The following is a 5,711-nucleotide window of genomic DNA, read 5'->3' as shown; positions in this document are numbered from 1 at the left end:
GGCGGCGGGGACGCGGGCCGGGGCGGGCCCGCCGGGGCCGGGGGAGGGGCGTGAGCGATGGCGAGTGAGCGCTGGCGCGTCCGGGTCGACCGGGGGCTGTGCGTGGGCTCGGGGATGTGCGCGGGGAGCGCCCCGGAGGCGTTCGCGCTCGACGCGGGGAGGCGCTCGCGCCCGGTCGCGGAGGAGACGGAACCCTCCGATCCGGTGTTCGCGGCCGCCGAGTGCTGTCCGGTGGAGGCCATCACGATCAGCGTCCTGGACACGGGTGAGCCCGTCTTTCCCCCGGACTTCCCTCCGGAGGAGTGAAGCGGGGGCGCGTGCAGCAACGCCCTTCGCACACACACGCGTTGTTACTCATGCGTTCCGCACAGTTCCTTGGTGACACATGTGACTGGCCGGGCCCCTGACGGCGTGGAAATCTCTAGGCAACGCAGCCGAGGGGGGCGACGATGGACGCGCGGTACGAGGTCTACTGCCTGGCCGACAGGCACTTCTACGAGACCCCGGACCGCCTGTCCGTCCCGGGGGCGGACGGCGAGGGAGCCCAGGAGAGGGGTTCGTACGAGACCGCCCGCCGCCCCGCCCCCGCCGGCTGGAGCACCGCCCGCCACGGCGACTGGCTCCACGTCTTCCCCGCCGGGGAGGACGGCGGCCCGTGCCCCGCGGGCAGGTGGATCGTCTTGTGCTCCAGGTACTCGGCGAAGCCCTCGGGCCCGAACTCCCGCCCCAGGCCGGAGTTCTTGTAGCCGCCGAAGGGGCCGAACATGTCGAGCGCGAAGGTGTTGACCGAGTACGTGCCGGTGCGCACCCGGCGGGCGACCTCGACGCCGCGTTCGACGTCGCGGGTCCAGACGCTGCCGGAGAGCCCGTAGTCGGAGTCGTCGGCGATGTGCACGGCCTCCTCCTCCGTGTCGTAGGGCAGCAGGCAGATCACGGGGCCGAAGATCTCCTCGCGGGCGATGCGCATGCCGTTGGAGACGTCGCCGAAGAGGGTCGGCTCGACGTACCAGCCCGTGTCGCGGTCCGCGGGCCGGCCGCCGCCCGCGAGCACCTTGGCGCCCTCGCGCTGCCCGAGCGCGATGTACTCCAGCGAGCGCCGCCGCTGCCGTTCGGCGACGAGCGGGCCGACCTGGGTGGCGGGGTCGAGGGGGTCGCCGACGACGAGGGCGGAGGCGGCCGCGGCGAAGCGCTCGGCCAGCTCGGCGTAGTGGGCGCGGGGCGCGAGGATGCGCGTCTGGGCGACGCACGCCTGCCCGTTGTTCATCCAGGCGTTGGGCACGATGCCGGCGACGGCCGCGTCCGGGTCGGCGTCCGGCAGGATGATCGCCGCGGACTTCCCGCCGAGCTCCAGGGTGACGCGGGTGAGGTGACGCGCGGCGACCTCCATGACGCGCTTGCCCGCCGCGACCGAACCGGTGAAGGCCACCTTGTCGACGCCCGGGTGCCCGACGAGGTACTCGCTGACCTCCCGCTCCGCGGGGAGGATGGACAGCACGCCCTCCGGCAGGCCCGCCTCGGTGACGATCTCCGCCAGCAGGTAGGAGTCCAGGGGCGTCTCGGGCGAGGGCTTGAGCACCACCGAGCAGCCGGTCAGCAGCGCGGGCGCGAGCTTGGCCGCGGCCACCAGCTGGGGGACGTTCCACGGCACGACGGCCGCGACGACGCCGACGGGCTCGCGCCGCACCAGCAGCGGCCCGAGGACGCCCGCCCGCCGCTCCTCGTAGGGCAGGTCGCGGGCGACGGCGATGGCGCAGTCCCACACCATCATCGCGCCGAGGGCCTGGGCGAGGACGCTCCAGGAGTACGGGGAGCCGTTCTGGGCGGAGACGGTACGGGCCAGCTCCTCGTGCCGGGCGGCTATGCCGTCCTTGATCCGGGTGACGACCTCGATGCGCTCGGCCGCCGGGCGGTCCGCCCAGACCCCGGAGTCGAAGGAGGCACGGGCGGCGGCCACGGCGCGGTCGACGTCCTCGCGCGAGGCGTGCGGGACGCGGCCGATGACCTCCTCGGTGTGCGGCGACACGACGTCGATGACGGCGCGGCCGGCCGGGTCGGTCATGGTGCCGCCGATGAAGAGCTGCCCGTGCTCGATCAGTCCGCTTCCGCTTCCGTTCCCGCTCCCGTTCCCGTTCGGGTGCCGGTTCAGATCCTGGTCCATGTCCGATGCCTCCCGCGCTTCTGCGGAGCCCTGAGCGTCTAATCTGACGCTGCATCAGACAGTTAGCAGCTCCCCCGGCGCCAGGGCAACGGGGACGGCGGGGGCAAGGGACCGCCGGGACCCGCGGGCCCGGCGGGCTCGGCGGAGCCGGGGCCAGGGCCTGACGGCCGGTCGCCGACCCGGCCGCCCGCCGACCCGGCCGGTTAAAGTGTCCGTGACAACTTCATCCCGCCTCGGAACGGGGAAAGCCGGTGCAAATCCGGCGCTGACCCGCAACCGTGACTACGGCCCGCCGCCCGGCGCCGCCGTACGAGCCGGACCACCCGGGCCAGGCGGCAGGCTTCCGGAGCCGGTCGTACCGCCTGGCGGTGCCGCCCGGTCCACCGGCACCGCCGAGGTATGCGGAGCCGAGCCCGGTGTCACCGCGCGGAGCTCGCGGGGCGGCAGCCGCGCCCGGCCGCGTCACCACGTACCCCGGCGGGCCGGCCACCGCAGTGACACCCACCCGAGAGGCACGACGACCCCATGGCCCCCTCCCTCGCCGTCCACGCGCGCCGCGGCGCCGCGGTCCTGGCCACCGCCGCCGCCCTGAGCACGGCCGTGGTCCCCGCCGCCGTCGCCGACGGCTCCCCGTCCCCGGCCGCCCCGGGGCTCTACGGCACGGCGGACCCCAAGTTCGACAGTGTCTTCCGCCAGTCCCTGGCCTTCATGGCGCAGAGCGCGACGGGCGTCACCCCGGCGAGGCAGGCCGTCGACTGGCTCGCCGGCCAGCAGTGCGCCGACGGCGGCTTCCCCGGCTACCGCGCCGACACGAGCAAGGCCTGCGACCCCAAGAAGGACGAGTTCACGGACGCCACCGCCGCGGCCGTGCAGGGCCTCGCGGCCGCCGGCGGCCGCTCGGAGTCGGTCAAGAAGGGCCTCGACTGGCTCAAGGCCCACCAGAACGACGACGGCGGCTGGGGCTACCAGGCCGGCAGCCCCACCGACGCCAACTCCACCTCCATCGCCCTCGGCGCGTTCGCCGCGGCCGGCCAGGACCCGGCCAAGGAGGCCGCCAAGGGCGGCAAGAACCCCGTCGAGACGCTGCTGACCTTCCAGCTCGGCTGCGACGCGAAGGAGCAGGGCGAGCGCGGCGCGTTCGCGTACCTCAAGGACGACAAGGGGCTGCGCGCCGACAACCTCGCCAGCGCCGCCGCCGGGCTCGCCACGCGCGGCAAGGGCTACCTCGTCCGGCCCCCGAAGGACGCCGATCGGCCGGTCACAGCACTGGAGTGCTCCGGCGACGACCAGGCGAAGCCGAAGGACGCCGCCGCGTCCGGCGAGGCCGTCGACGGCTACCTCGTGGCCGCCCTGGAGAAGAACGGCGGCTACCTGCTGCCGTCGATGCCCGGCGCCCCCGCCAAGCCCGACCAGGGCAACACGGCCGACGCCGCCCTCGCCCTCGCCGCCGGCGGGCACCGCGCGGCCGCGGAGAAGCCCCTGAAGTGGCTGCAGTCCAAGGAGAGCGGCACCGCCGAGTGGGCCAAGGACCAGCCCGGCCGCCTCGCCAAGCTGATCCTGGCCACGCACGCGGCGGGCGGCAACCCGCGCGACTTCGCGGGCACCGACCTGGTGGCGCAGCTCGGCGCCACCGGCCCGGCCCCGGAGAAGAAGGCCACCGGCGGCATGGGCAAGGAGGACGAGAAGGACGACGACTCCGTCACCGTCAACGTGTGGTGGATCGTGGGCGTCGGCCTGGCCTTCGGCGCCGGCATCGGCTTCCTGATCAGCGGCCGCAAGAAGAAGCAGCAGCTGTGACGCCGGCCGCTGCGGTGCGCGGCGCGGTGACGCGTAGTGCGGTCAGGCGCGGCGCGGTGACGCGGGGCGGCGCGGTCGCCGCGCTCGCCGCCGTGCTCCTCACCCTCCTCGGCGCCCTCCTCGGCGCCGCGCCCGCGCAGGCCGCCGGATACCGGTACTGGTCGTTCTGGCAAAGCTCCGGCGGGCAGTGGGCCTACGCCGCGCAGGGCCCGGCCACGAGCCGCCCCGGCGACGGCGAGGCCGTCGGGTTCCGGTTCGCCGTCAGCGCGGACTCCTCCGACGCCGCGAAGCCGCGGGCCGCCGCCGACTTCGGAGCGGTCTGCGACGGCACGCCTGCCAAGGACGGGACGAAGCGCGTCGCCGTCGTCCTCGACTTCGGCACGGCCGGGGACGCCCCCGCGGGCGAGACGCCGCCCGCCGCCCGCACGGCCTGCGCCCGGGTGGGCGAGGACGCGACCGCGGGCGAGGCGCTGGCCGCCGTCGCCAAGCCGCTGCGCTACGACTCCTCCGCCCTGCTGTGCGCCATCGCGGGCTACCCGCGAACGGGCTGCGGCGAGCAGGTGGCCGGGCAGAAGGCGTCGGAGAGCGCTTCCCCGAAGCCGGCCGCCGCCGACAGCGGCAGCGAAGGCGACGGCGGCCCCTCGGCCGGGCTGATCGGCGGTATCGCCGCCGTGGTCGTCCTGGGCGCGGCGGCCTTCTGGCAGGCACGCCGACGCCGCGCATGAGCGACGGGAGGAAGCGGGTGCGGGGAGGGGCCGAAGTCAGCGCCGGGGGCGCGCCGCTGACCTCGCGCGCCTCCGCACTCCACGCGGGCGCCTGGTGGGTGTGGGCGCTCGGTCTGGCCGCGGCGGCCTCCCGCACCACGAACGTCCTGCTGCTCGGCCTGCTGATCGCCGTCGCCGGTTACGTCGTCGCCGCACGGCGCACCGACGCGCCCTGGGCGCGCTCGTACGGGGCGTTCCTCAAGCTCGGCCTCGTCGTCATCGGCATCCGGCTCGCCTTCGCCGTGGTGCTGGGCTCCCCCGTCCCGGGCACGCACACGCTCTTCGTCCTGCCCGAAATACCCCTGCCCGACTGGGCGCGGGGCGTGCGCATCGGCGGCCGGGTCACGGCCGAGGGGCTGGTCTTCGCGTTCGCCGACGGCATGAAGCTGGCCACGCTGCTGGTGTGCGTGGGCGCCGCCAACGCGCTCGCCAACCCGGCGCGGCTGCTGAAGTCCCTGCCCGGGGCGCTGTACGAGGCGGGCGTCGCGGTCGTCGTCGCGATGACGTTCGCGCCGAACCTCGTCGCCGACGTCCAGCGGCTGCGCGCGGCCCGCCGCCTGCGCGGACGCCCCGACCGCGGCTTCGCCGCCCTGCTCCAGGTGGGACTGCCGGTGCTGGAGGGCGCGCTGGAGCGCTCCGTGGCACTGGCCGCGTCGATGGACGCCCGCGGCTACGGCCGTACGGCGCAGGTGCCGCGCGCGGTCCGCCGCACCACGAGCGCGCTGACCCTGGGCGGCCTCATGGGCGTCTGCGCCGGCACGTACGGGCTGCTCGCCGACCAGGGCGCGGGGTACGGCATGCCGGTCCTGCTGGCCGGCCTCGCCGCCGCGCTGGCGGGCCTGTGGCTGGGCGGCCGCCGCTCGGTCCGCACGCGCTACCGGCCGGACCGCTGGGGCGCGCGGGCCTGGCTCGTCTCCGCCTCCGGCGTGGCGGTGGCGGCCCTGATGATCCGCGCGAACACGTACGCGCCGGGCGCCCTCCACCCACCGGCC

The 5,711-nt window shown here is 75.7% G+C and carries 5 protein-coding genes; 4 read left to right on the top strand and 1 reads right to left on the bottom strand.

Annotated features, from left to right (window positions below; translation table 11 throughout):
• Positions 1 to 57 precede the first annotated feature (57 nt).
• Positions 58 to 306 (top strand): ferredoxin, encoded by a 249-nt coding sequence (locus tag ACSNOG_RS31680; RefSeq protein ID WP_436756148.1) that lies wholly within the window; start codon positions 58 to 60, stop codon positions 304 to 306.
• A 187-nt stretch (positions 307 to 493) separates the two neighbouring features.
• On the opposite strand, the gene ACSNOG_RS31675 is transcribed toward ACSNOG_RS31680, so the two are convergent.
• On the bottom strand, positions 494 to 2,059 hold the full coding sequence (locus tag ACSNOG_RS31675) for an aldehyde dehydrogenase (protein WP_436756150.1): 1,566 nt from the start codon (positions 2,057 to 2,059) through the stop codon (positions 494 to 496).
• 624 nt (positions 2,060 to 2,683) lie between these two features.
• Here ACSNOG_RS31675 and ACSNOG_RS31670 point away from each other — a divergent pair.
• From ACSNOG_RS31670 to ACSNOG_RS31660, 3 genes are all read left to right on the top strand, one after another.
• Positions 2,684 to 3,955 carry a prenyltransferase/squalene oxidase repeat-containing protein gene (locus ACSNOG_RS31670; RefSeq protein ID WP_436756147.1) on the top strand — a complete coding sequence of 424 codons (1,272 nt, stop codon included), beginning with the start codon at positions 2,684 to 2,686 and terminating at the stop codon, positions 3,953 to 3,955.
• A gap of 56 nt (positions 3,956 to 4,011) precedes the next feature.
• On the top strand, positions 4,012 to 4,680 hold the full coding sequence (locus ACSNOG_RS31665; protein WP_436756149.1) for an SCO2322 family protein: 669 nt from the start codon (positions 4,012 to 4,014) through the stop codon (positions 4,678 to 4,680).
• Positions 4,677 to 5,711 (top strand): CbiQ family ECF transporter T component (locus ACSNOG_RS31660; protein WP_436756146.1); only part of this gene is annotated, 1,035 nt, incomplete at its 3' end. The genes ACSNOG_RS31665 and ACSNOG_RS31660, both read left to right, overlap by 4 nt.

Origin of the sequence: Streptomyces sp. URMC 124, assembly GCF_051386455.1 — a bacterium.
In the GTDB taxonomy this organism is placed as follows: domain Bacteria; phylum Actinomycetota; class Actinomycetes; order Streptomycetales; family Streptomycetaceae; genus Streptomyces.
The sequence above is the reverse complement of the archived record's forward strand: the minus strand, read 5'-3'. Positions and strand labels throughout refer to the sequence as shown.